Genomic DNA, 388 nt, shown 5'->3' with positions numbered 1-388 from the left:
TGGACCGGGGCAAGATGCGCTCCGAGGCCAAGCGGCACATGAGCGATCTGGGTGTGGGCACGCTGCAGAACATCGGGCAGGCGGTGGAGTCGCTGTCCGGGGGCCAGCGGCAGGCGGTCGCGGTGGCCCGGTCGGCGGCGTTCGGCAGCAAGGTGGTGATCCTGGACGAGCCGACCGCCGCGTTGGGGGTCAAGGAAGGCAACCGGGTGCTGCAGCTGATCCGCGATGTCCGGGATCGGGGGCTGCCGGTGATCCTGATCAGCCACAACATGCCGCACGTGTTCGAGGTCGCCGACCGCATCCACATCCAGCGGCTGGGCCGGCGGGCCACGGTGATCACCCCGAAGTCCCACTCGATGTCCGAGGCGGTCGCCATCATGACCGGCGC

1 protein-coding gene is annotated in these 388 nt (G+C 69.8%); it reads left to right on the top strand.

Going from position 1 to position 388, the window contains the following annotated elements:
• Positions 1-38: 38 nt before the first annotated feature.
• Positions 39-388, top strand: a 350-nt coding sequence (locus tag IH26_RS0152635) for an ATP-binding cassette domain-containing protein (protein ID WP_245666080.1), incomplete at its 3' end; no start/stop codon positions are given.

Source organism: Actinoplanes subtropicus (assembly GCF_000721705.1).
GTDB lineage: Bacteria > Actinomycetota > Actinomycetes > Mycobacteriales > Micromonosporaceae > Actinoplanes > Actinoplanes subtropicus.
The sequence above is the reverse complement of the archived record's forward strand: the minus strand, read 5'-3'. Positions and strand labels throughout refer to the sequence as shown.